The sequence below is a fragment of the Palleronia sp. THAF1 genome, from assembly GCF_009363795.1.
GTDB lineage: Bacteria > Pseudomonadota > Alphaproteobacteria > Rhodobacterales > Rhodobacteraceae > Palleronia.
In genome coordinates this window covers 2,529,304-2,553,195 of record NZ_CP045420.1, presented here as the reverse complement: position 1 = coordinate 2,553,195, position 23,892 = coordinate 2,529,304, and the positions used below count along the sequence as shown (strand labels likewise).

General features: G+C 62.5%; 25 protein-coding genes, 1 tRNA gene and 1 pseudogene. 17 read left to right on the top strand and 10 right to left on the bottom strand.

What is annotated here, in order from left to right; all coding sequences use genetic code 11:
- Positions 1-2: 2 nt before the first annotated feature.
- From FIU81_RS12660 to FIU81_RS12640, 5 genes are all read left to right on the top strand, one after another.
- A complete protein-coding gene (locus tag FIU81_RS12660; RefSeq protein WP_124110723.1) occupies positions 3-1,712 on the top strand; it encodes a sensor histidine kinase in 1,710 nt (569 codons plus the stop codon).
- Positions 1,709-2,137 (top strand): HPr kinase/phosphorylase, encoded by a 429-nt coding sequence (locus FIU81_RS12655; protein WP_124110724.1) that lies wholly within the window; start codon positions 1,709-1,711, stop codon positions 2,135-2,137. Before FIU81_RS12660 ends, FIU81_RS12655 begins: the two co-directional genes overlap by 4 nt.
- 142 nt (positions 2,138-2,279) lie before the next feature.
- Complete coding sequence (locus FIU81_RS12650) at positions 2,280-2,699, top strand: PTS sugar transporter subunit IIA (RefSeq protein ID WP_124110725.1); 420 nt, start codon at positions 2,280-2,282, stop codon at positions 2,697-2,699.
- Between the two features lie 2 nt (positions 2,700-2,701).
- Complete coding sequence (locus FIU81_RS12645) at positions 2,702-2,971, top strand: HPr family phosphocarrier protein (RefSeq protein WP_124110726.1); 270 nt, start codon at positions 2,702-2,704, stop codon at positions 2,969-2,971.
- An 80-nt stretch (positions 2,972-3,051) separates the two neighbouring features.
- The gene (locus FIU81_RS12640; protein ID WP_124110727.1) at positions 3,052-3,729 is read left to right on the top strand and encodes a 1-acyl-sn-glycerol-3-phosphate acyltransferase; all 678 of its coding nucleotides are present in this window, start codon (positions 3,052-3,054) and stop codon (positions 3,727-3,729) included.
- 5 nt (positions 3,730-3,734) lie between these two features.
- Here the strand turns inward: FIU81_RS12640 and FIU81_RS12635 are convergent, their stop codons facing one another.
- A complete protein-coding gene (locus FIU81_RS12635) occupies positions 3,735-4,610 on the bottom strand; it encodes a 3-hydroxybutyryl-CoA dehydrogenase (protein ID WP_124110728.1) in 876 nt (291 codons plus the stop codon).
- Between the two features lie 152 nt (positions 4,611-4,762).
- Between FIU81_RS12635 and FIU81_RS12630 the strand changes: the two genes are divergently transcribed.
- Positions 4,763-5,560, top strand: a complete 798-nt coding sequence (locus FIU81_RS12630; RefSeq protein ID WP_124110729.1) for a DUF6473 family protein — start codon at positions 4,763-4,765, stop codon at positions 5,558-5,560.
- 68 nt (positions 5,561-5,628) lie between these two features.
- On the opposite strand, the gene FIU81_RS12625 is transcribed toward FIU81_RS12630, so the two are convergent.
- The 5 genes from FIU81_RS12625 to FIU81_RS12605 all read right to left on the bottom strand — a co-directional run bounded on the left by FIU81_RS12625 (position 5,629) and on the right by FIU81_RS12605 (position 8,738).
- Positions 5,629-6,555: an electron transfer flavoprotein subunit alpha/FixB family protein gene (locus tag FIU81_RS12625; protein ID WP_124110730.1), complete on the bottom strand. Its 927-nt coding sequence runs from the start codon at positions 6,553-6,555 to the stop codon at positions 5,629-5,631.
- Entirely contained in the window at positions 6,555-7,316 is a 762-nt protein-coding gene (locus FIU81_RS12620; RefSeq protein WP_124110731.1) for an electron transfer flavoprotein subunit beta/FixA family protein, read from the bottom strand. The genes FIU81_RS12625 and FIU81_RS12620 overlap by 1 nt, the downstream gene beginning before the upstream one ends.
- A gap of 105 nt (positions 7,317-7,421) precedes the next feature.
- Complete coding sequence (locus tag FIU81_RS12615) at positions 7,422-7,994, bottom strand: cob(I)yrinic acid a,c-diamide adenosyltransferase (RefSeq protein WP_124110732.1); 573 nt, start codon at positions 7,992-7,994, stop codon at positions 7,422-7,424.
- Positions 7,995-7,997: 3 nt separating this feature from the next.
- Entirely contained in the window at positions 7,998-8,204 is a 207-nt protein-coding gene (locus tag FIU81_RS12610) for a twin transmembrane helix small protein (protein ID WP_124110733.1), read from the bottom strand.
- A 63-nt stretch (positions 8,205-8,267) separates the two neighbouring features.
- Complete coding sequence (locus FIU81_RS12605) at positions 8,268-8,738, bottom strand: SH3 domain-containing protein (protein WP_124110734.1); 471 nt, start codon at positions 8,736-8,738, stop codon at positions 8,268-8,270.
- 121 nt (positions 8,739-8,859) lie between these two features.
- On the opposite strand from FIU81_RS12605, the gene FIU81_RS12600 reads away from it, so the two are divergent.
- The 4 genes from FIU81_RS12600 to FIU81_RS12585 all read left to right on the top strand — a co-directional run bounded on the left by FIU81_RS12600 (position 8,860) and on the right by FIU81_RS12585 (position 14,251).
- Positions 8,860-11,163, top strand: a complete 2,304-nt coding sequence (locus FIU81_RS12600; protein WP_124110735.1) for a DNA topoisomerase IV subunit A — start codon at positions 8,860-8,862, stop codon at positions 11,161-11,163.
- A gap of 68 nt (positions 11,164-11,231) precedes the next feature.
- Positions 11,232-11,855: a hypothetical protein gene (locus tag FIU81_RS12595; RefSeq protein ID WP_124110736.1), complete on the top strand. Its 624-nt coding sequence runs from the start codon at positions 11,232-11,234 to the stop codon at positions 11,853-11,855.
- Positions 11,856-11,956: 101 nt separating this feature from the next.
- Positions 11,957-13,132 (top strand): elongation factor Tu, encoded by a 1,176-nt coding sequence (tuf, locus tag FIU81_RS12590; protein WP_152460901.1) that lies wholly within the window; start codon positions 11,957-11,959, stop codon positions 13,130-13,132.
- A 141-nt stretch (positions 13,133-13,273) separates the two neighbouring features.
- Positions 13,274-14,251, top strand: coding sequence for a zinc transporter ZntB (locus FIU81_RS12585; RefSeq protein ID WP_124110822.1), 978 nt, complete (start codon positions 13,274-13,276; stop codon positions 14,249-14,251).
- Here FIU81_RS12585 and FIU81_RS12580 read toward each other — a convergent pair.
- Both FIU81_RS12580 and FIU81_RS12575 read right to left on the bottom strand, forming a co-directional pair.
- Positions 14,248-14,781 (bottom strand): peptide-methionine (R)-S-oxide reductase, encoded by a 534-nt coding sequence (locus FIU81_RS12580; RefSeq protein WP_124110823.1) that lies wholly within the window; start codon positions 14,779-14,781, stop codon positions 14,248-14,250. The genes FIU81_RS12585 and FIU81_RS12580 overlap by 4 nt on opposite strands.
- Before the next feature lie 145 nt (positions 14,782-14,926).
- On the bottom strand, positions 14,927-15,415 hold the full coding sequence (locus tag FIU81_RS12575) for a DUF892 family protein (protein WP_124110824.1): 489 nt from the start codon (positions 15,413-15,415) through the stop codon (positions 14,927-14,929).
- 119 nt (positions 15,416-15,534) lie between these two features.
- On the opposite strand from FIU81_RS12575, the gene FIU81_RS12570 reads away from it, so the two are divergent.
- A tRNA-Trp gene (locus FIU81_RS12570) sits at positions 15,535-15,610 on the top strand.
- A gap of 169 nt (positions 15,611-15,779) precedes the next feature.
- Here the strand turns inward: FIU81_RS12570 and FIU81_RS12565 are convergent.
- Positions 15,780-17,219: a DUF6880 family protein gene (locus tag FIU81_RS12565; RefSeq protein WP_124110825.1), complete on the bottom strand. Its 1,440-nt coding sequence runs from the start codon at positions 17,217-17,219 to the stop codon at positions 15,780-15,782.
- An 821-nt stretch (positions 17,220-18,040) separates the two neighbouring features.
- Between FIU81_RS12565 and phnC the strand changes: the two genes are divergently transcribed.
- From phnC to FIU81_RS12535, 6 genes and pseudogenes are all read left to right on the top strand, one after another.
- On the top strand, positions 18,041-18,856 hold the full coding sequence (gene phnC, locus FIU81_RS12560; RefSeq protein ID WP_124110826.1) for a phosphonate ABC transporter ATP-binding protein: 816 nt from the start codon (positions 18,041-18,043) through the stop codon (positions 18,854-18,856).
- Between the two features lie 88 nt (positions 18,857-18,944).
- Entirely contained in the window at positions 18,945-19,856 is a 912-nt protein-coding gene (gene phnD / locus FIU81_RS12555) for a phosphonate ABC transporter substrate-binding protein (protein ID WP_124110827.1), read from the top strand.
- Between the two features lie 67 nt (positions 19,857-19,923).
- Positions 19,924-20,799 (top strand): phosphonate ABC transporter, permease protein PhnE, encoded by an 876-nt coding sequence (gene phnE / locus FIU81_RS12550; protein ID WP_124110828.1) that lies wholly within the window; start codon positions 19,924-19,926, stop codon positions 20,797-20,799.
- Positions 20,796-22,109 (top strand): phosphonate ABC transporter, permease protein PhnE, encoded by a 1,314-nt coding sequence (gene phnE, locus FIU81_RS12545; RefSeq protein WP_124110829.1) that lies wholly within the window; start codon positions 20,796-20,798, stop codon positions 22,107-22,109. The genes phnE (FIU81_RS12550) and phnE (FIU81_RS12545) overlap by 4 nt, the downstream gene beginning before the upstream one ends.
- Positions 22,109-22,728: pseudogene (locus FIU81_RS12540) on the top strand (chloramphenicol acetyltransferase). The gene phnE (FIU81_RS12545) and the pseudogene FIU81_RS12540 overlap by 1 nt, the downstream one beginning before the upstream one ends.
- Positions 22,725-23,183 (top strand): GNAT family N-acetyltransferase, encoded by a 459-nt coding sequence (locus FIU81_RS12535; protein WP_124110830.1) that lies wholly within the window; start codon positions 22,725-22,727, stop codon positions 23,181-23,183. The pseudogene FIU81_RS12540 and the gene FIU81_RS12535 overlap by 4 nt, the downstream one beginning before the upstream one ends.
- Here the strand turns inward: FIU81_RS12535 and phnF are convergent.
- The gene (phnF, locus tag FIU81_RS12530; RefSeq protein WP_124110831.1) at positions 23,158-23,880 is read right to left on the bottom strand and encodes a phosphonate metabolism transcriptional regulator PhnF; all 723 of its coding nucleotides are present in this window, start codon (positions 23,878-23,880) and stop codon (positions 23,158-23,160) included. The genes FIU81_RS12535 and phnF overlap by 26 nt on opposite strands.
- Positions 23,881-23,892: the final 12 nt, after the last annotated feature.

Below are 23,892 nucleotides of genomic sequence, written 5' to 3'. Positions count from 1 at the left end.
CGATGGCGACCGACATTGACAGCCGGGGCGGGCCCAAGGATGGGCTGCTGCTCGGAGAGGACTGGGTACGCCCCGATGCCTCTGCCGACCGCGAAGCGCGTCAGAAGACGCGCGGCGGCGGCATGATCGCCATCAACCGCTCGCCCTTGGCGCGCAAGATCATCACGTTCAATCTGCTGGCGATCCTGATGCTCGTCGTCGGCGTTCTGTTCCTGAACCCGTTCCGCGACAGTCTGGTCTTCCAGCGCGAAACGGCGTTGGTCTCCGAGGCCCATCTGCTTGCTAACGTGTTTGAGGCGCAGCTTCTGCAAACCCCCGACGCGGCGCTGGGCGACGGACTGGACCCCGAACAGACTCTGACGGCGCTGGAACTGCCCGGCCCATCATCGGCTTTCGTTTTCGATCTGGATGGCGAAATCGTCGCGACCTCTCGCGGCACCGAACGGGCTAGTCTGTCGGATGTCACCGGGCTGGATCGCCAGCCACGCTCAACGGTCATTACGGACGCGCTTGAAAGCGGCTGGATGTTCTTGGCGAACGCGCTTCAGAAGGGTGACGAAAGCGGCCTGTCCTCGGAAACGCAACGGCTGGCCAACCTGCTGGTTGAGCGCGCGCTGCAGGGTGGTACCCATGTCGAAACCAACCTAGTGAAAAATGGCGCGACCGTCTTCGCGGTCGCGACTCCCATCATGAGCGGCGAGCGGGTCATCGGCGCCGTTGCCCTCACCAGCGGCGCGGGCGAAATCGACAACCTCGTGCGGGCCGAGCGCGAACAAGTTTTGCAGATGTTCGTCATCGCCATCGTGGTGTCCATCGGCCTTAGCCTCGTGCTGGCTTCGACCATCGCTAATCCGCTTTCCGATCTGGCCGCAGCCGCTGAAATCGGACGGGACCGCAACACGCGCACCATGAATCCCGGCCGTGTGCGCATCCCCGACCTGTCGGCGCGTCCCGATGAAATCGGGCGTCTGTCATCGGCCCTTCGCGGCATGGTCGCCGCACTCTATGATCGCATCGACGCCAATGAACAGTTCGCCGCCGATGTCGCGCATGAGATCAAGAACCCGCTCGCCTCGCTGCGCTCTGCCGTCGGCAGCCTGCGCTTCGTGAAGAAGGACGAACAACGCGAGAAGCTGCTCGATGTGATCGACCACGACGTGCGTCGTCTGGACCGATTGGTCAGCGATATTTCCAACGCGTCCCGTCTGGACAGTGAGTTGGTCAAGGAAGACGAAGAGAGCTTCAATCTTCTGGGTATGCTCACGAACCTGTCCGACTACCTTGGCCGCGATGCCGAAGCGAAGGGTATCGAGTTCATCGATGACCTGCCGTCTGAACCTATCGTCATTGACGGCCTTGAGGGACGGTTGGCGCAGGTCTTCGTGAACTTGATCACCAACGCCATTTCGTTCTGTGGCGAGGGCGACGCGATCCGCCTCTGGGCTCGTAAGCGCGATGACCGCGTGCTGGTGGTGGTCGAAGATACCGGCCCCGGCATCCCCGACAGCGCGCTGGAAAAGATCTTCACGCGTTTCTATTCGGAACGTCCCGAAGGACAGTTCGGAAACAACTCCGGTCTTGGGCTTGCGATCTCGAAACAGATCGTCGAGGCGCACGGCGGTGTCATCTGGGCCGAGAACATCGCTCCGACGGATGCCGATCCCACCTCTACGCCGTTGGGTGCGCGCTTCGTGGTCGGCCTGCCGGTGTGAACCGGAAACCCTCGCTGATTCTTCATGCCAGCGCCGTCGCGTATAATGGCCGCGGCCTTCTGATCCGCGGAGATTCTGGCACTGGCAAGTCAACATTGGCGCTTGCGTTGCTGGCGCGGGGTGCATGCCTGATAGCCGATGATCGCACGTGCCTTCGCGCGACAAATGGCACGCTTATGGCATGGGCACCCGATGCCATTCTCGGCCAAATCGAAGCGCGTGGCATCGGCATCTTGCGTGTACCGACCGCGCCACCGACATCCGTTGGTCTGATAGTGGACCTTGATATGTCCGAACCCGAACGCCTGCCGCCCATGCGTACAGACAGCGTAGACGGAATCAATCTGCCGTTGGTTCACGCGCGCAATCATCCCGCGCCTGCGAATGCAGTGCTGGTTTTGCTGACCGGAGAGCGGCTGGCATGACGCACCGAACCGCAACAGTCCGCGTGCCGTTGCGGCACTTTGCTCCGATGGCCTTGCGAATTGAGTCCGCTGGGTGTCAATTATGTAACGGGGAGCTAAAGCGGCAGGGTCGGTTCGACACGTCGCAACGGGAGTGGTCGCCTTGATAGGCATCGTTATCGTCGCCCACGGGGGTTTGTCCCGCGAGTTTCTCGCGGCGGTCGAGCATGTCGTGGGCCGGCAACCCGGCATCGTGGCCGTTTCTATCGAACCCGAATGCGACCGCGTGCGCAAACAGGCAGAGATATGCGCCGCGGCCGATTCCGTTGACGAAGGGAACGGCGTTATCGTTGTGACCGACATGTTCGGTGGATCGCCGTCAAACCTGTCACTGCGCGCCTGTAATCCCGACAGTCGGCGCATCATATACGGCGCGAACCTTCCGCTTCTGATCAAGCTCGCCAAGTCGCGCCATCAGCCGCTGACAGAGGCGATACAGACCGCCCTTATGGCCGGACGCAAGTATCTGGACACCATGTCCGGGCCGCAGCCCGAATTGAAACTTGCCAGCGGCGGTCGCTAGGCGTGGCCGTGCGCAAGCTGGAAATCGTCAACGAGAAAGGCTTGCACGCCCGTGCCTCGGCTAAACTGGTCGAGGTCGTCGAAGCGCATGACGCTCGCGCGGATGTTCGGCATGATGGGCAAAGCGCATCGGGCGATTCGATCATGGGCTTGCTCATGCTGGCCGCCCATCGTGGCACCACGATAGAGATTGAGACGACGGGTCCGGATGCGGATGCATTGGCCGATGCGTTGGAAACGCTTGTCGCGGGTCGCTTCGGCGAAGACATGTGATCGGCATCGCACGGCGGCTGAGCTATGCGCGCAGTCTGCCCGGCACGTCTTTTGGCTTAGCTGTCCGAACGCTTGAATGGATGACCCTCGCAACGCCGCGCTTGCTGTGGCGACTCCGGCATCTGGCCAGCGGGCCGCTGCCGAACGGTATCGATTTGTGCAACGACGCGTTGAGGGCCCTGGGCATCGCGATCGTCGCGGACAGGTTGGAAAATGTGCCCCGGACAGGGCCATTGGTGGTGCTGGCCAACCATCCGACCGGTATCCTTGACGGGGCCGCACTGTTGTCGGCTTTATCCAGTGTGCGTGGCGACACCCGGATCATGGCGCGGGCCTTGGCGGATGATATGCCGCAAGTCGCCCCGCTGCTTTTGGCGGTGCCTTATGGCCATTCCGTCGACCGACGCGCGCGGCTCCGCGAGTTGACCCGGACGGCCCGCGCGCATCTGGCAAGCGGTGGATCGGTCGCGCTATTTCCGGCGGGGCGTATTGCAACTGGGGCAGAGCCGGAATGGTCAGCGTTCGGAGTGCGACTGGCGCAGGAGGTCGGCGCCGCCGTTCTGCCGGTTCGGATCCTGGACCAGCCGTCCCGGCTGTATCGCTTTGCGGCGCGGGTCCATCCGATATCGAGACAAGGGGTTCTGCTGCACGAAGTGCTGCGGCGCGCCGACAAGCCGTTCCATATCAGGATCGGGCCGCCAATGACGCCTTTCAACCTGACCACCGAAAGCGTCAGAGCCGCGGTTCTGAACCTGTGAGTCGCCTAGCGGGTCGGCACCGGTTCGTCGCCGCGGTAGTCGTAGAAACCGCGACCTGATTTGCGCCCCAGCCATCCGGCTTCGACATATTTGGTCAGCAGAGGGCAGGGGCGGTACTTCGTGTCCGCCAAGCCGTCGTGCAGCACGTTCATGATGGCCAAGCAGGTGTCCAACCCGATGAAATCCGCCAGTTCCAGCGGCCCCATGGGGTGGTTCGTGCCCAGCTTCATCGCCTTGTCGATGGACTTCACATTGCCGACGCCTTCGTACAGGACATAGACCGCTTCGTTGATCATCGGCATCAGGATGCGGTTAACGATAAAGGCCGGAAAATCTTCCGCGGTCGCGGCTGTTTTTCCCAAACGGTCGACCACATCCATGCACGCCGAGAACGTCTCGTCATCGGTGGCGATACCCCGGATCAGCTCGACGAGGCTCATCACCGGAACGGGGTTCATGAAGTGGAAGCCCAGGAATTTCTCGGGCCGGTCCGTTTTCGACGCCAGCCGCGTAATAGAGATCGACGATGTGTTTGAGGTCAGGATCGTTTCCGGCTTGAGCGCGGGTACCAGTTCGGCGAATATCGCGTCCTTCACGGCTTCGCGCTCGGTCGCGGCTTCGATCACCAGATCGCACTGGCCTAGGTCCGTCAGCGTTTGGGTTGTGGCGATGCGAGCCAGCGCGGCGTCTCGGTCGTCGCTGGCGATCTTCTCGCGTGAGACCTGACGATCCATGTTCGCGGCGATGCCGTCGGTAGCGCGCGTCAAAGCATCGGCACTGACATCCGTCAGGTGCACATCGAAGCCTGCAAGCGCGAAGACATGCGCGATCCCGCTTCCCATCTGGCCTGCGCCGATCACGCCAACGCTTTCGATTCTCATCGCGACTTGCTCCGCCTTGGACTGCTTTGCGCGACCATAGGCGGGGGGCTCCGCGACATGCAAGGCGGGCTTAAAATCAGGTGAATTTTAGACCTTAAGCCTTTGCTCATCCGACTGCGCTTTAGTCCCAAGCGGGGAACAAGGAGGGTGGGATGGACCGCTATAGTTCGATCGCAGAGGACATGTGCCGCTATCCGGGAGCGGCACGTGATTGCCGGGGGCCGATCAAGCCACTGACGCAACCGTATATCGCGCTGCTGGATAGTCGCGCGGTGTCTTCCGCAGATTCGGCGGCATTGATGGACGGGATCGAAGACAGGACGCATGACGTTTGCATCGATTTGTCGGCGCCCCACAGTGGACCCGACGCGATCTTGGGGGATCCGGGACTTTTGGAGATCGCGCGGCAGGCGGATGCCGTCGTTCTGACCGTTCCGGGCGCGCACCAGCTGAGCAATCCGTATTACCGTGTTCACAAATGGCGGAATGATCGGATTATCGGACAGCAAGACCGCTTGCGCGCGCTGTATCCTGAAATCGAGTTCGAACGGCACCACTTTGTTCGTCATCTGTTGGAAGACCTTTACGCGGTATCTCCGGGTCGGTTCGCCGTGGTCCGAGAAACTCTGCAGCGCACGTGGCTGGAGCGGATGGGCATTCTGATTTCGCAACTGGGCAAGCCGGTCGTCCTGCTGTGGATCGGAGAGCGTCGGCCAGACGAAGAATGCGATACCGTGCATGACGGCGATCCACCGTTCGTAACAAAGGCGATGGCGGCATCGCTATCGGTGGCGGAACGGACAGAGGTTGTGGTGCGACCGAAATCGCCCCTGCGGTTCAAAGGCCGTATCAGCCCCGAAGAGGTGCAGGACATCGCAGCCGAGCGAGTGGCGCGGTGCCTGTCACGATTGCGGTTGCGAGAGGGAGGGGGCCATCGGCGCAGCGCGTAAGCCCGGAATGGAAAAGGCCCGCCGAATATCTTCGACAGGCCCTTCGTTTCAATGCGAACAGGTCTGGATCAGACGTTCTCGGTCAGTTTCGGGACGGCGTCGAACAGATCGGCGACAAGCCCATAATCGGCGACCTGGAAGATCGGCGCTTCCTCGTCCTTGTTGATCGCAACGATGACCTTGCTGTCCTTCATCCCGGCGAGGTGCTGGATCGCACCGGAAATACCGACGGCGATGTACAGATCGGGTGCGACGACCTTACCGGTCTGTCCCACCTGCCAATCGTTTGGTGCGTAGCCCGAATCGACCGCCGCGCGGGATGCACCGATGGCGGCACCCAGTTTGTCGGCAAGACCTTCGATGATCTTGAAGTCTTCTTCCGAACCGACACCGCGACCGCCAGAGACAACGATCCCGGCAGAGGTCAGATCGGGGCGATCGGACTCGGCCACGTGATCCTCGACCCACTCGGACAGGCCCGGCGCATCGCCCGGATCGACGTTCTCGACGGCGGCATTGTTGCCAGTCTCGGCGGCGTCGAAGGTGGACGTGCGGATCGAAAAGACCTTCTTTTCGTCCTTCGACTTCACCGTCTGGATCGCATTGCCCGCGTAGATCGGTCGCTCGAACGTGTCAGCATCCACCACGCCGGAAACGTCGGTGATGACCATCACGTCCAGCAGGGCGGCGGCGCGGGGCAGGATGTTCTTGGCATCCGTCGTCGCAGGCGCGCAGATATGCGAATAATCACCCGCAAGCTGCACGAGAAGCGCGGCGGTCGGTTCTGCCAGACGGTGGCCATACTGATCGTTTTCGGCCACGAGCACCTTTGCGACACCTTGGATCGTCGCGGCTTCCTTACCCGCGTCCGCAGCCTTGGCCCCGGCGCAGAGGACGTGGATATCGCCCAAGTCCTTGACCGCCGAAACCGCCTTCGCGGTCGCGTCCATGTTCAGCTCACCGTCATCGACCTCTGCAAGAAGTAGAACAGCCATCAGATCACCCCCGCTTCGTTCTTCAACTTGTCGACCAGTTGCTCGACTGATTTGACCATGATGCCAGCCTGACGTTCGGCAGGCTCGGCCGTTTTGACCACTTCCAGCCGCGGCGAGACGTCAACGCCGTAGTCGGCGGGCGTCTTCTCTTCCAGCGGCTTCTTCTTGGCCTTCATGATGTTCGGCAGCGATGCATAGCGCGGTTCGTTCAGGCGCAGGTCCACCGAAATGACGGCGGGCATCTTCACCTTGATCGACTGCATCCCGCCGTCGACCTCGCGCTTGACCGTGGTATGATCGCCTTCGATCGTCACCTTGCTGGCGAAGGTGGCCTGCGACCAACCCAGCAGAGCCGACAGCATCTGCCCGGTGGCGTTCATGTCGTTGTCGATGGCCTGCTTGCCGCATAGGACAAGGCCCGGCTGCTCTTCGTCGATCACGGCTTTCAGCAGCTTGGCGACGGACAAAGGCTCGATATCTTGATGCACGTCGTCGGCGGCGACGATCAGGATCGCGCGGTCGGCACCCATGGCAAGCGCGGTGCGCAGCGTTTCCTGAGCTTGCTTGACGCCGATGGACACCGCGACGACCTCTTCGGCCGTGCCGGCTTCCTTCAGGCGGATCGCTTCTTCGACAGCGATCTCGTCAAACGGGTTCATGCTCATCTTGACGTTGGCGAGATCTACCCCGCTGCCGTCGCCCTTCACGCGGACCTTGACGTTATAGTCGATCACACGCTTGACGGGGACCAGAATCTTCATGTCGTCCTCCTACTATATCTTCAGCGAAGACGTAGCGCGGAGCGAAGAAGGGCAACAGGTCAAAAACGCCGCGTCATGGACCTGTGACGCCCCGTTTTCGCGAATTCAGCGGTTCGCGCCGGGCGTCCATAGCACATCCGCGCGGCCATCGTCGTTCGCCAGACGCGCGGCGCAAAAGCACCAGTCGGACAGGCGATTAAGGTAGGTGATCGCCGCCTCGTTCAGCGTTTCGGCTGCGGCGAGTTCCATCGTACGACGCTCGGCCCGGCGGGTGACGGTGCGACACACATGAAGATGGGCGGCGAGTGGCGAGCCGCCGGGCAGGATGAAGGAGCGCAGCGTTTCCAGCCGTTCGTTCATGGCGTCGATCTCACGCTCCAGCCGGTCGGTCTGTGCGGCCACCATGCGCAGAGGCGGATATTCGGCCTGCTCATCGCGCGCGATGTCGGGATTGCACAGGTCCGCGCCCAGATCGAACAGGTCGTTCTGGATACGCTCGATTTGCTGGGCCAGATCTCCGGTCGCGTGCAGGCGGGCCATCCCGAAGGTGGCGTTGGCCTCGTCCACGGTGCCGTAGGCCTCGACGCGTCGGTCATGCTTGGCCACGCGGGTACCATTTCCCAGGGCGGTGTCGCCGCCGTCGCCGGTGCGCGTGTAGATTTTGGATAGAACGACCATGGATCAGCCCCCCATGCGGCGGAAGAAGACGAAGATCAAGATGACGACCACGGCACCCGCCTGTGCATAGATCCGCCAGCGCATGTATTTGTTGGATTTTTTGGCCGCGTCCGGTCCCGGTTTGCCGAAGTTCGCAATGCCAAGAAGCAGGACCGCCGCGACCGCAAGGCAAGCGATCACCACGAATAGGAACAGCGGGTCAGAAAACATGGGCGAGTCCGTCTGGTTTCGGGTCAGATTGGCTTAGCGCGCCACGTCCCGGAACGGAATGCCTTATCCCTGCGGCGTGAGGAAGCGATCGTAGATCCAAGCGGTCGTGCCGGTGTCCAACACCTGAATACGCGCCCAGCCATCGGCAGTGCGCTCGACGATCTGAACCTGCTGGTTGCGAGTGGCTTGGTCCAGCACGGCGTTCGCGGTTGAAGGGCCCGCGCGCAAGTTCACACGTGTGGCGTTGATTACGGCAAGAGCAGACGTTTCCGACGCCTTTGCGGGTTGGATCAAAGAGGCCTCTTGCACCATCTCGGTGACCTGCTCTGGCTCGTAAGTGTCCGTCGCGGCAATCGCCCGCTCGATCGCACCCGCCTCATCGTCCAGCGCCAGCTTGCCCGGATCGACCAGATCGTTCTGGGCCCGCGAAACGTCCATCCCGGCATCGCTGCCCTGTTCGATGTTCGGATCTTGCCCAGCAATACTGAAGGTCACGACGAGGCCTGCGACGAGCAGAAGGGTAAGGCGAATCATTTTGATGCTCCGGACGGCGGTGCTGCTACATTACGCCACGCTAACGTCCCCGTGAACAGAAAAGGTCCATCCAAGTGCCATTTTACTTTCGGCCCGGCACCGGTCTGGGTATCCCGACAATATGACCGACGAGCCGAACATCGATGCCGAAGCCGAACTGTCCGAGTCCCTTGGCCGGGCCATCGGGGAGCGGTATCTGCAATACGCGCTGTCCACGATCATGCACCGCGCCCTGCCAGACGCGCGCGATGGGTTGAAGCCGGTCCACCGCCGCATCCTGTATGCAATGCGCGAGTTGCGGCTGGGATCGAACGGCGGTTACCGCAAGTCCGCCAAGATCAGTGGCGACGTGATGGGAAATTATCACCCTCACGGTGACAGCGCGATCTACGACGCGATGGCGCGCTTGGCGCAGGATTTCACGATCCGCTACCCGCTGGTCGACGGACAGGGCAACTTCGGCAACATCGACGGCGATAACCCGGCGGCGTCGCGCTACACCGAAGCGCGGATGACCACGGCAGCAGAGGCGCTTCTGTCCGGTCTGGATGAGGATGCCGTCGATTTCCGCCCGAACTATGACGGTACGCTGACCGAGCCGGTCGTCCTGCCCGCCGCCTTTCCGAACCTGCTGGCGAACGGCTCCAGCGGGATCGCGGTGGGCATGGCCACCAACATCCCGCCGCACAACATCGTCGAGCTGGTGGACGCCTGCCTGCATCTGATCAAGACGCCTGACGCCCGCGACGAGACGCTGCTGAACTACGTGAAGGGGCCGGATTTCCCGACGGGCGGCGTCATCGTGGAATCGCCGGAGTCAATGGCCGAGGCCTACAGCACCGGCCGCGGCGGTTTTCGCCTGCGCGCGAAGTACGAGGTCGAGGATCTGGGCCGCGGACAGTGGCAGATCGTCGTCACCGAAATTCCCTATCAGGTGCAGAAATCCCGCCTGATCGAGAAGATCGCCGAGCTGATCCAGACAAAGAAGTTGCCGATCCTGACAGATGTGCGGGACGAGTCTGCCGAGGATATTCGCCTGATTCTGGAGCCGCGCGCCAAGTCGGTGGACCCCGAGATGCTGATGGGGATGCTGTTCAAGCAGACCGATCTGGAGGTTCGTTTCGCGCTGAACATGAACGTGCTGATCGACGGGCGCACGCCCAAGGTCTGCTCGCTGAAGGAAGTGCTACGCGCCTTCCTGGATCACAAGCAGGACGTCCTTCTGCGCCGCAAGCGCTTCCGGCTTGGCAAGATCGACCACCGGTTGGAGGTCCTCGAAGGCTTCATCATCGCCTTCCTGAACCTCGACCGCGTGATCGAGATCATCCGCTACGACACCGAGCCGAAGGCCGCGCTGATGCGGCAGGACTGGGCCGATATTCCGCCCCGCGCGATGGACGAAGAGGCCTATGTCTCGCCCCCCGCATCGGATGGTGAGCTGACAGAGGTGCAGGCCGAGGCCATCCTGAACCTGCGTCTGCGCGCTTTGCGGCGGCTCGAGGAAATGGAACTGAAGCGCGAATACGACGCGCTGATGGCGGAACGGGCCGAGATCGAAGATCTGCTGGCCGACGTCGGCCTGCAATGGAACGCCGTCTCGGACGAATTGCGCGCCACCAAGAAGCAGTTCGGCAAGGACCACCCGCGCGGCCACCGCCTAAGTCGATTCGCGGAGGCCGGCACCGTCGAAGACGTACCCATGGAGGCGATGATAGAGCGTGAGCCGGTCACGGTCGTCTGCAGCCAAATGGGCTGGATCCGCGCCATGAAGGGGCATGTGGATCTGGACGCCGAATTGAAGTTCAAGGACGGTGACGGCCCGCTGTTCACGTTCCACGCCGAAACGACGGACAAGCTGCTGCTGGTCGGCTCGATGGGACGGGTCTATACGATCCCGGTGTCGAACCTGCCCGGCGGGCGCGGCATGGGCGAGCCCGTGCGCCTTATGATCGACCTGCCGAACGAGGCGCAGATCGTGTCCTTGCGCATCCACCGCCCCGGTGAGCGGCTGCTGGTCGTATCCAGCGCGGGTGACGGCTTCATTCTGCCAGAGGACGAGGCGATCGCCCAGACCCGCGCGGGCCGTCAGGTGCTGAATGTGAAGGCGCCCGTGGTCGCCAGCGTTGTCCGCCCCGTGCAGGGAGATCACGTTGCGGCGGTGGGGGAGAATCGCAAGCTGCTCGTCTTCGCGTTGGAAGAACTGCCGGAAATGGGGCGCGGCAAGGGCGTTCGCCTGCAACGGTTCAAAGACGGCGGTCTGTCGGATGCGATCACCTTCCCGCTCTCCGAAGGCCTGTCATGGGCCGATCCCGCAGGCCGCACCCGCACCGTGAAGTCCGACGAACTGGCTGAATGGGTCGGCAAACGCGCGAGCGCGGGCCGCATGGCGCCGCGTGGGTTCCCGCGCAACAACCGCTTCGATTGACCGGGAGCGGGGGTTGCGCGATGCCCTCCGCCCGCTAACGGTAACGTCATTGTCTCAGGAGTTGCCCGATGATCCTTCGCCTTGCCGCCGCCCTTGGCCTTCTTCTGTCGCTTGCCGGATGCATCACACCGCCCGTCAGCGAAAACGCCGATCTGGGCGACTTCCGGCTGGGCTATAACATCGTGCAGGCCAACGGCGTGAAGCAGGGGCCGTTCTCGCGCACCGTCACCGGACCTGAGCTGACCGGCGCGATGGAGCAGGCTTTGGAAACGCGTCTGGCCCGCTATAACGGCGACGGGCTTTACCACATCGGCGTCTCCATCGGGGGCTACGTGCTGGCGCAACCGGGCCTGCCGCTGGTCTACACCCCGAAGTCCGCCCTGATCTTCGAGGTCAACGTCTACGACAACCAAACCCAGCAGCGCCTGAACGCCGAGCCCAAGCAGTTCACAGCCTTCGAAGGACTGGAGAACACTGCCCCCATCGTCGGGTCGGGCATCGTTCGCGGCAAGGAAGAGCAGCTTGCGAACCTGACACGCAATGGTGCGGCGCAGGTCGAAACCTGGCTCAAGCAGAACCCCGATTGGTTCGTGGCAGAGCCGGGCCAGACCCGCATGAACATCAGCCGCAGCGAGTTGCGCGCGCGAAGTGCCGCTGCCGTGTCCTCTGGCGGGGGCATTCCCGCCAACTGACGCTTGCATCTTCCAGGGGCGAAAGTTACGTAGCCCGCGTTGTAGAACCGGGCCCGCCCGACCGGCGGTCTTGCCCCTGAATCAAGTGAGGGTCTGACGCCATGGCGAAGGCAAAATTCGAACGTAACAAGCCGCACGTTAACATCGGCACGATCGGTCACGTTGACCACGGCAAGACGACGCTGACGGCGGCGATCACGAAGTACTTCGGCGACTTCCGCGCCTATGACCAGATCGACGGTGCGCCGGAAGAGAAGGCCCGCGGCATCACGATCTCGACCGCCCACGTGGAGTATGAGACCGAGAACCGTCACTACGCCCACGTCGACTGCCCCGGCCACGCCGACTACGTGAAGAACATGATTACCGGTGCCGCCCAGATGGACGGCGCGATCCTGGTCGTGAACGCCGCCGACGGCCCCATGCCCCAGACGCGCGAGCACATCCTGCTCGGTCGTCAGGTCGGCATCCCGCAGATGGTCGTCTACATGAACAAGGTCGACCAGGTTGACGACGAAGAGCTGCTCGAGCTCGTCGAGATGGAGATCCGCGAACTGCTGTCTTCGTACGAGTACGATGGCGACAACATGCCCGTCATCCCCGGCTCGGCCCTGGCCGCGATGAACGGCGACAACCCCGAGATCGGTGAAGAGTCTATCAAGAAGCTGATGGCCGCCGTCGACGAGTTCATCCCGACGCCCGAGCGCGCCGTGGACCAGCCCTTCCTGATGCCGGTCGAGGACGTGTTCTCGATCTCGGGTCGTGGTACGGTTGTGACCGGTCGTGTCGAGCGTGGCGTGATCAACGTGGGCGACGAGATCGAAATCGTCGGCATTCGCGACACCAAGAAGACGACCTGCACGGGCGTGGAAATGTTCCGCAAGCTGCTGGATCGTGGTGAAGCGGGCGACAACATCGGCGCGCTGCTGCGTGGCGTCGACCGTGAAGGCGTGCAGCGGGGCCAGGTGCTCTGCAAGCCCGGCTCGGTCAAGCCGCACACGAAGTTCGAGGCCGAAGCCTACATCCTGACCAAGGAAGAGGGTGGCCGTCACACGCCGTTCTTCGCCAACTACCGTCCGCAGTTCTACTTCCGCACGACGGACGTGACCGGCACGGTTCAGCTGGCCGAGGGCACCGAGATGGTCATGCCGGGCGACAACGTGTCCTTCGGCGTCGAGCTGATCGCGCCGATCGCGATGGAAGAGAAGCTCCGCTTCGCCATCCGCGAAGGCGGCCGCACCGTCGGCGCAGGCGTCGTGTCGAAAATCATCGAGTAAGGGTCGGCTTGGGCGTCAGCCCGAACGGTCCCGCCCAGCCAATCTGGGCCACGAAACACACAGGACGATCCTTCGGGGTCGTCCTTTTTCGTTTCGGCTCCATGTTTCCAAACTATAATGTCAGCCAGGACCATCACCGCCATGACCGACCATATCGCCTTTGCCTACGCCTTGGATGGTCCGGATCGCGGCCGACCACTGACCGGCGATGGCGACATTTCGAAGGCCCTGCACGACCCGTCGCCCGCGTGGCTCCATCTGCAAGCAGACCACCCGGACACCGATCCTTGGATCGACGCGCATCTGGATTGGCTCGATCCCTCGGTGCGCGATGCGCTGACCGACGCCCACACGCGCCCCCGCGCGCTGCGGATCGGCGACGGGCTGCTGGTCAACCTGCGCGGCATCAACTTCAACGCGGGTCAGGACCCCGAAGACATGGTTTCTGTCCGCCTGTATATCGACTCCGCGCGCATCGTGTCGCTGTCGCGCTTCCGCCTGCGTAGTGTCGAGACACTGGCCCAGATGGTCGCCGACGGCAGTGGCCCGGATCGCTCCGGCGGGTTGTTGGCAGCGCTGATCGAACGACTGACCGACCGGATCGAGGAACAGGTCGCGGACCTCGAGGATCGCGCTGACCGGCTGGAAGAGGCGGCGATTGCGACGCCGGAGGACGCATCTCTCCGCACAGAGGTGGCCGATCAGCGCTTGGAGCTGACCGAGCTGCGCCGCTTCATGGGGCCACAACGTGAAGCCGTGCGGGATGCGTCCCGCGTGAAGCTGGCTTGGCTGACGGATGAAGACACGACCAAGATCGCGGAACAGACGGACCAGCTTTTGCGCGTCACCGAAGCCCTAGAGGCGACGCGAGAGCAGTTGCAGACGATCCGCGACGAGATCGAGGGCGCGCGAGCAGAGCGGCTGAACAAGAACTTGTACGTGCTCAGTGTGATTTCAGCGATCTTCCTGCCGCTGGGCTTCCTGACTGGCTTGATGGGGATCAACGTGGGTGGGATGCCGGGCGTCAACAACCCCTACGCGTTCTGGGTGTTCGCCGGCGCGCTGATCGCGATTACTGCCATCGCCGTCTGGCTGATGCGCCGGTTCAAGATCTTCTAGGTATCGGACGGCTGAAACTCGAGCGCAGTGCCGTTCGAACAGTGAAGCAGGGCACCGTCCACGATCAGGATGTGCCCGATGTGGCTGCCGCAGCGGCGGCAATGCACCTCGATTGCGGCCGAGTCGTCCAGAATACGGCGTTCATCGGCCGTCGCTTTGACGGCATCGTCCGGGATCGCCTGGTCAATCGACATCAGCATAGCATCTGGTTCGGACTGGGCGAAGAAGACGTAGCCCTTGTCCACGGAACGCTTCCATCGCCCGGTGTAAAGTGTCAGTTCGCATCCCTTGCAGCAATAATCGCCGTCGCGCGTCTCTTCTGTGAGAGGGCTGGCGTACTTCGCCTCTGTCTTGCCCTCGCGCATGATACCGAAGACATCATCGCCCAGAAGGGCGCGCCAGGCCGTATCGTCGCGCGTGACCTCAAATGTAAATGGATCGGTGGACGCTGCCATGGAACGGTTGGCGGCTAAAGCGGGCAGAGCAAGGGCGCTGCCAGACAGAACGGCACGGCGAGACAGGGTCGACATGGATCATCTCCTTTTGTGGCTGCGCTCAGCTTGCACCGGGATTTGGGGTCGGCAAAACGACACTTCGGTGATCGGCTTGAAATACAAAAAGCGCCCCGTCCTTTCGGAACGGGGCGCTGCGATGGACTGAGGAGGGAGTGGGGGATTAAGCCGCGCCGACACCTTCACGGGCAATGCCCATCATGCTCTCGTGGCCGTCCTGCGTCTGGTCGTAGCACTGCTGAAGAAGGGCCGCATCGCCGTCGAGACCCAGCTTGTTGGCGTAAACCACCGTGATGCCGTAGCCTGCGAGCGCATAGTGCACCATGCGCAGATACTGTGTGATAATCATCGCATCGCGCGCTTCGTCAGAGCCGAACTGTTCATCCAGCGCGTGCGCGTGGGCTTCTTTCACAAGCCCCTCCATGCCCTTGCAGAACTCACCGTTCGGGTCGAAGCCGTGATCGCTAGCGATCTGCTCCAGCTTCTCCATACCTTCTGCAATACCAGCCGACCCGGCGGCCAGGGCCTTGCCCAGCTTGTCATCGCTGGCTGCTTGGCCAAGCTTCGTTGTCGCTTCGATGGATTGCTTACAGGCAGAGTAGATGTCCTGCAGCTGGTCCACATACACGTCTTTCAGCGAATTGAGCGCCATTTTTCTGTCCTTCCGGTTCTCTTTAATTCTTCACGCTGCCAACGCGGAACCCGGCGCCCTGTTCCAGTCCGATCCGGCCTTGACCGTCCGCCCCGGCGGGGATACCCCGACCTCGGCCTAGGGGTTTAGCTCAGTTGGTAGAGCATCGGTCTCCAAAACCGAGGGTCGTGGGTTCGAGTCCCTCAGCCCCTGCCAGGCCACTTCACATCATGTGGTTCGACATCCAAACACCGACTTTTCGACAGAAGTCGGATTTTGTGCGAAGCCAACTGGCCGGGGCTTTCAGACCTCCCGCACGAACGCAGAAGAAACAGCCGTCGGTTACAAGCGTAGGTCAGGTGAGGTTCGCGAACCGGCTCAGTGCTTACTGATCATCGACGAAGCTCCAGAACGCATACTTCCGTCCGTGCGCCTGACGCAGTCCTTCTTCGAACTGAGCGTGGCTCAGCACGCTTCCGTAGTCTTCGATTTCTGCATCGGCAGACCGGCAGGCCAGCAAGTGGCGGGCGATGTGGCGGTAGCGTTTGGATTTGGCCCGACTCAGCGTATCCAGGATCATCGCGCGGCGCAGAACCGCGGCGGCGAGCGGTTGGCTTGCCTCCAGCGCGTCGGCGGCGGGAGTGATGGCCTCGTAGAAGTCCCCGTCGATCTCTGTGGGGCGCGACAGGACCAGCCGCGCGGCGCGGTCGTGCGCGGGCCAGTCGATCAGGAAGCCAAGGGCGGCCTCCAGATCGGGATAGGCTTCGGAGAAGTTCAGCGCGCGTTCTTCGGCCTCGATATCGTCGAAGTCCGGCAGCAGTTTGAGGTACCGGCGCAGATGCGGGGCGCTCAGGGTCTGCTCGAACGTCTGCCAAAGATGCGCCTTCAGGTCATCGGTGCAGCCCATTTGCGACAGGCACGCCTCGTACACCTCGGCGATGTCGAAATGGAATGGGCTGGACTCCTTCGCCGCGTCGGCGGCGCGTGCGCGGGTGATAATGGCAAAGGCCTCGTCCAACCGACCGGCGTCCAGCAGGCGGCGGGCCACGCCCGGTGCGATGGTGCCATAGGTCAGCTGTTCGGCGGAATAGCGGGCCATATAGGCATCGACGTCGCCCTGCGCGTCCGCGACATCGGCGAGGATAATCGACCCCGTCAGATGCCTGTCGCGCCGCGCCCGATCGGCGGCAGATGCGGATAGTCCATAGCCCTGATATTGCGACAGCTCGTCCGGGTCGGGCGCGGTGTCGATCCAGACCTGCGTGATCTGTTTCAGGTGCTCCAAGCCGCTGGTGCCCAAGGCCTCTGCCGTCGCCGGGATGATGCCGTCGAACTCTCCGTAGCCCGCGCTGCCGACAGCGTCGAGGATGCGCTCCGCCAGCGTCTCGGGCGTTACAGAGATCTGCGGCGCCACGGCGGCGAGGGACACCATCGCGTCATCCATGATGCCGCCGACGGTACCGTTGCTGTCATCCGTCCGCTCGAAGATCGACGGGGCCAACTGCAGGAAGGACCAGAGCAGCTCGAAGGCCTCGTTCGGATCATGGGGCGCAACGCTGTCGTCGATCATCCGCACCAGGCCGGTCAGGTCCTTGGCAAACGCCCGCTGCTTGCGCCAACCGATGAAGCTTTTGGCGCGGCGCAGCGCGGCGAAGCGCTTGCGAATATCGGCCGCGACATCCTTCGGCCCCTGCGCCGCACTCAACTCCAGCCGCGCCCGACGCTGCAGGGCGGCACTTCCCTGCACCAGCTCCATGATCAACGCTGCAAGTGTGTCAGCCCCGAGCCGTTCGAGGTTCGCCTTGTTGAGCGTTTTCTTCGACATGATCGAGGGGGCCTTATACGATGTCTTCCGGCTGAGCCTGCAATGCGGACCGGAGCAGGGCAACGGTCCACGGCAAGGAGGTTAAGAAGTTGGGGTGGTGCGACCGTTTAGAAGATCGGCACCCTAGGTCCGCATGTCGTCCATTTAGAATGCCATGAAGGTCCATATTCCGCCCGCGCTGTGGAGTCCTACGCCGCGCAGAAATTAACATGGAGGGCGGTAAGCAGACATTCGGTGCGCCTGCGGAATTTTTTCGGCGAATTCTACTTTTTGTTTCGGACTGCTGGGAAGGTGCATTTTGTGCGTCCCGAAGAACATCGCCGTAAAGCGGGTCGTAGAAAAGGTCACGCCGGTTCGGGCAGAAGACCTTCCCAGTGTGCGCCTACAGCGACGATGCAAGATGTTCCGTTCGCATAAGTCTGCAGGAGCACCCAATCACCGCTTTCGCGCGTCACCCAAACTTCGAGAGTTGTTTCGGGATCGCGTAGGCCAGTGCCCCGGCGTTCGGCGCCCATGTTCTGCTGTAAAGAACGCGATAGACGCGTGCTGTCGTCACACCGAAGATCGGAAATTACGGACTGGGACGATGCGGGCGTGGCCAACATGGCAAGGAACACGAGACAAAGACGCATGATAGTGGACACTCCCGGACGCTGAATTCGTCTATTGTAACACTTCAATGACGACCTGTGGATAATTTCTGCAAACGAAACGGCTCGCCTGCCAGGCGGCAGTCGTGACCGTTTTACGAAATCGAATTCGAACCGTCACATACCTGTAGCACTGCGCGCCTAATGCGTTTCCAACGATCAGGGGGCCGTATGCTGCACGTCGAGTCATTGACAAAGCGTTTCGGGGACAAGATCGCGGTAGATTCCGCGAGTATCGTTGTCGAGCGGCCAACGATGATGGGTATCATCGGTCGATCCGGCGCGGGTAAGTCGACCCTTCTTCGTATGCTCAATCGCCTGACGGATGCGACTGAAGGCACGATCCGCTTCGAAGGGGAAGAGATTACGGGCCTGCGGGGTTCTGCCAAACGCAACTGGCAATCACGTTGCGCGATGATCTTTCAACAATTCAATCTGGTGCCGCGCATGGATGTTGTTTCAAACGTGCTGCATGGCACGTTGAACAAGCGCTCGACCGTTGCCACGATGTTCAACCTCTATCCCCAAGAAGATATCTATCGGGCGATCGAAATCCTGGACCGCTTGGGGATCGCCGAACAGGCGCCAAAGCGTGCCGAAGCTCTGTCGGGCGGGCAGCAACAGCGCGTCGCCATCGCGCGGGCGCTGATGCAGGACCCGAAGATCATCCTGGCCGACGAGCCCATCGCCTCGCTCGACCCGATGAATGCGCAGGTCGTGATGCAGTCGCTGCGCACGATCCACGAAGAAGACGGCCGCATGGTCGTCGCCAACCTGCACACGCTGGATACAGCACGGCGCTATTGCGACCGCGTGATCGGGATGCGCGACGGAAAGATCGTATTTGACGGCACACCCGAGCAGCTCACCACCGGAGCGGCGCGCGACATCTACGGGGCGGGCGCGGATTTCTCGGAAGCTGCCACATCTACCCAGATCGAGACACTGGACAGGCCGGAGGTCCGCGAAGCGGAAGCCTACGTCTGAGCCCGGTTCCACTGCGCGCCAAGCGCGAACCCATAACCACGCCCTCAAGACGCCTAAAGGCAACCGGGCAAAACCCACGGAGAGACCGATGAAGAAGACCCTCGCACTGGCCCTCGTCGCCACCACTGCCCTGAGCGGCACCGCGTTCGCGCAAGAGATTTCCGAGTTCCGCATCGGCATCCTTGGCGGTGAGAATGCGCAGGACCGCATGAACAGCTATCAGTGCCTGGCCGATTACACGACCGAGGCCTTGGGTGTCGAAACCAAGCTTTTCGCGCCCGCCGACTACAACGGTGTGATCCAGGGCTTGCTGGGCGGCACCATCGACATGGCGTGGCTGGGTGCATCCTCCTACGCTGCGACCTATCTGCAGGACCCTGAAGTGGTCGAGCCGGTGCTGATCAAGGTGAACCTCGACGGTTCCGTTGGCTATCATTCCATCGGCTTCGCGCGTGCCGACAGTGGCGTCACGTCGCTCGATGACATGGAAGGCAAAGTCTTCGGTTTCGGCGATCCGAACTCCACCTCGGGCTACCTGATCCCCTCCATCGAGATTCCCGAGCAGGGCGAGAACATCACGATGGAGCCGGGCGACTACTTCGGTGACGTCGTCTTCACCGGCGGTCACGAGCAGACCATCGTCGCCGTCGCCAACGGCGATATCGACGGTGGCGTGACCTGGGCCGACGGTCAGGGCAACTGGGAAGACGGCTACAACTCCGGCGCGCTGCGCAAGGCCGTGGATGCCGGTCTCGTCGACATGAACAACCTGGTCGAGATCTGGAAGTCCAATGTCATCCCCGAAGGCCCCGTCGTGCTGCGCTCGGCGCTGCCCGAAGAGGTGAAGACCACCATGACCGAACTGGTGGACGGTCTTTACGACGCGGATCCCGACTGCGCATACGGTGTAGCCGCTGGTGACACGCTGGGCTTCCAGCCCGTGACCCACGAGATGTACGAGAGCATCATCGCCGCCCGTCAGTCCGTGATCGGCAACTGATCCTGATACGACCATCGACCGGCGGCCCCATGGCGGGCCGCCGGTTCTTCGTTTGCGGGGGGCACGCATGACCGACGCGACTCTTGGTGCCGCGGCGCCTCGTCTGGACAACATCCGCGACAGCTACATGGCACAGGTCCATCGCCGCCGGCTTTACGGCGGGCTGACCCTGCTGATCTTCGTGGTGCTGATGGTGTCGGGCTTCAATATCGCGGATGACCGCAACGCGGGTGGTTTCTGGGCGGGCCTGCATCAGGTCGGAGATTACCCGGCGGACGTTCTGTCGGAAGCTTGGGGAAAGCGCGCCGATCTGCCCGGTCTGATCGCCAAATATTTTCCGGCGCTCGTTGAGACCGTGAACATCGCCGCCGTTTCCACCTTGATCGGTGCTATCGGCGGGCTTGTCTTGTCGCTTCTGGCCACGCGCGGTCTGGCGAAATGGCCACGCCTAATCCCGGTATTCCGCCGCCTGACCGACCTGATGCGCGCGGTGCCAGAGATCGTGATCGCCCTCGTTCTTATCTTCGTTCTGGGCGGCGGTCCGGTGCCCGCGATGATTGCCATCGCGATCCATACCGCAGGTGCCTTGGGCAAGATGTTTTCCGAAGTCGCCGAGAACGCGGACGTGAAGCCTGTGGAGGGGCTGGCATCGACCGGAGCAACGTGGTCGCAGACCATGCTGCTGGGTATCGTGCCGCAAGTTGCGCCCAACTACGTCAGCTACGCCCTGCTACGGTTCGAAATCAACATCCGCGCTTCCGCCATCCTCGGGTTCGTCGGCGCGGGCGGGCTGGGCTACGAGCTGCGCAATTCGATGGCATGGGGGCCGGGACGGTTCGACGAGGCCGCGGCGATCTTCATTCTTCTGTTCGGGACCATCGTCTTTTTCGATCAGGTCTCCAGCCGATATCGTAACCGACTGACCGTGGGATACAGCCAATGACCGCGATTGACCTGGAAACCACCCGCTTCGCCACCGCCAACCTGTTCAAACGCAAGCGCCTGAAAGCCGTAGGTCTTCTGGGAGTCGTGATCCTTTATCTGACGTATGTCTTCTTCGCCTTCGACGTGCCGGGGCTGGCAGGACGCGCCAATCTGAACAACGCGGTTACGCTCGCCTCGGACAGCTGGTCCTACAAGGTGCATGTGACGCGCGACAACCGATCGGATGAGACGACCTATGCGGTCGAGGGAGAGCGCAAGGGAGAGTACCCCGAAGGACAGCGTCCCGACTGGGTGTCGGGCGAGGATGTCCTGACCATCGATCTCGGTGCCGACCACATCGTACGCTACTTGCCCGATGCCCGCACCGAGGTAGAGATCCCCGGATTCCCCCTGATTGCGGTTCAGGCCGAAGGCCGGACCCTTGTCACCAACTTGCCCGACGAGGTGCCCGACTGGATTTCTGCTTCTGACCGCCGCATCGGGATCACCACGCCCGAAGGCCGCATCACCATGACCGGGTCCCGCACCGAAGTGTTCAACTACTTCCCGGGGTGGGAGCTCTTTTGGTTCACGCTCGACAGCCCGTACCACGGGCAAGGCCTGCTCTCGATCCTGTTCGGTGACAGGATCGACCCGGCGCGGCCAAATATCGTGGGCGCAGTATCCGATTGGTGGAACAACGCCATGTGGCGGCACAAAGACGTAGCGTGGGCCATCGGCGAGACGATCCTGATGGCGTTCCTCGGCACGATGGGCGCCGCCATCATCGCCTTGCCGCTGGCCTTTTTGGCTGCGCGCCGCTTCTCACCCGTCATGGTGATGCGCGCCGCGACCCGGCGTCTGTTCGACTTCGTACGCGGGGTGGACGCGCTGATCTGGACGGTTGTGCTGGCGCGCGCTTTCGGACCGGGGCCGCTGACCGGTGCTTTGGCAATCCTGATCACCGACACCGGCACCTTCGGCAAGGTCTTTTCCGAAGCGCTGGAGAACGTCGACGACAAGCAGATCGAAGGAATCTCCTCCACCGGAGCCAAGCCCCTGCAACGCTACCGCTTCGGTGTGATCCCGCAGGTGGTGCCCGTGCTTCTGTCCCAGGTCCTCTACTTCCTGGAATCCAACACCCGCTCGGCCACCATCATCGGCGCGATCACCGGCGGTGGTATCGGGCTGCTGCTGACTCAGGCGATCCAGACCCAGAAGGACTGGGAAGAGGTCGCGTATTATATCATCCTGATCGTTCTGATGGTCATGGTGATGGACTGGTTCTCCGGCTGGCTGCGCGGCAAGCTGATCGGGCGCAGCTCCTGATGGCGCGGCTTTCGGCCGAGACGCCGTTCCTCCATGCCGACTGCGAGATCACCGACAGCACCTTCGGCGCCTACGTCGAGATCGGCAGGGGCAGCCGCATCGCCCATTCGGTCTTCGGCGATTACAGCTACTGCGACCGCTACGCGGATATTGCGAATACCCGGATCGGCAAGTTCGCAAATATCGCGGCCTTCTCGCGCATCGGGGCGACGGACCACCCGCTCGACACCGCCGCATGTCATCACTTCCTGTACCGCTCGGACGATTACTGGGACGATGCCGGGCGCGACGATGCCTTCTTCTCCCACCGCAAGAGTCGAGTGGCGCATATCGGGCACGACACTTGGATCGGTGCGGGGGCGATGGTGAAACCGGAAGTCACGCTGGGGCACGGCGCGGTCGTCGCTGCCGGGGCCGTCGTGACGCGCGACGTGGACCCCTACACTATCGTCACGGGGACCCCGGCCAAACCCCTGCGCCCCCGCCAGCCCCGGACATCGCCGAACGTTTGATTACGCTTGCATGGTGGGATTGGCCGCATGAGGCGCTACGTGCGACGCTTCAGGACTTCCGAACTTTGACGGCCGAAGCCTTTCTTGAGCGCTACGAGGGTCGATGACTGGCGGGTCCATCACCTTGCGCCCCGCCACGCGCGATGATGCTGCTCTCATCCTGATATTGGAAGAAGCCGGGATGAGGCCCTACGCCGAGGCACTGTGGGGCGTTTGGACGCCGTCTGCCACCCCCGACACTCTCGATCTGTCCAACCACGATATGATCGAAGTTGCGGGGCAAGACGTGGGCTGCGTGGCGACCGCCTGGCACACCGATCACCTGCGCCTCCGCAAGCTTTATATCGGACCCGACAGTCGAAGGCAGGGCATCGGAGCATCGACACTTGCGCGCGTGTTTCAAGCGGCTGCCGCACAAGGGATGCCCCTGCGCCTTTCGGTCCTTACGTCAAACCGCGACGCCGCCCGTTTCTACCTGCGGGACGGTTTCGAGGCCATTTCGCACGACGCAGAGCGCATCATGTTCGAGCGGCCTCCTAGTCGGACTCAAGCGTCAGCGTGACCCGGTCGCCCGCGAACCATGTCCGGCCGTATTCCACCGGTATCCCGTCAGCGGCCACGTTCACACCCGAGGAACGCAGCAGCGGGTCTCCTTCTGTCACCAACAGGTGCAAAGCCTGGGTCGCCGTGGCGCGCACTGCTGTCAAACGGGTCGAGGCGCGGGTGTAGTCATCCACGCCCATCGCCTTTAGGGCCGCAGTCACACTGCTGGTATCATGAAGCGCCTCTGATATCCCCTCTAGCCGCGCGACCGGGAACAGGCTTTCGAACAGGGCGATGGGTTGAGCGTCCGCCAGCGACAGGCCGTGATAATCCAGAACCGGATCGCCGGGCGCGACCTTCAGCGCAGCAGCCTCTCCTTCGGTTGCCGCACGCTCTTCCAGATGGAGGACGCGCTTTTCCGGCCTGCGTCCGGCGGCAATCAGGTTCTCGTGAAACCGCACACGGCGACCGATGGGATAGTCCGTCGGCGTGGCTGCCACGAATGCCCCAGCGCCGCGCCGGGTGCGGATCAACCCCTCCTTCACTAGCGCTGCGATCCCGTGACGCACGGTATGGCGGTTCACACCGAACCGCTCGGCCAAGGAGGCTTCGGTCGGCAACCTGTCACCGGAAGTATAGCGCCCTTCTGCCAAGTCAGTCCGCAGGGAGTCGGCTATGGCCTTCCAGATCGGCGTCTTGGGGCTGGCGTCACGCAAGTTTCACAAAAC